This window comes from Pseudoalteromonas sp. S3178 (assembly GCF_005886985.1).
GTDB classification, from domain to species: domain Bacteria; phylum Pseudomonadota; class Gammaproteobacteria; order Enterobacterales; family Alteromonadaceae; genus Pseudoalteromonas; species Pseudoalteromonas carrageenovora.
In genome coordinates, this window is sequence record NZ_PNCW01000657.1 from 1 (window position 1) to 226 (window position 226).

Below are 226 nucleotides of genomic sequence, written 5' to 3' on the forward strand. Positions count from 1 at the left end.
ATCTGTTTGATGAGCGAAATCCAGCTATCAAGAAACTACTTTCAATGGCAATTCAAACTGCTAAAGCGAAAGGCAAATATGTAGGTATTTGTGGTCAAGGTCCATCGGATCATGAAGATTTTGCTGCTTGGTTAGTTGAAGAGGGGATTGACTCTGTTTCACTTAACCCAGATACAGTACTTGAAACTTGGCTTTATCTAGCTGAAAAGTTTACTAAATAATTTAA

At 36.7% G+C, this 226-nt stretch carries 1 protein-coding gene; it reads left to right on the forward strand.

Features of this window, described 5'->3' with window-relative positions:
• Positions 1-221: putative PEP-binding protein (locus tag CWC11_RS22640; RefSeq protein ID WP_138684298.1), on the forward strand; the 221-nt coding region annotated here is incomplete at its 5' end.
• Positions 222-226 lie beyond the last annotated feature (5 nt).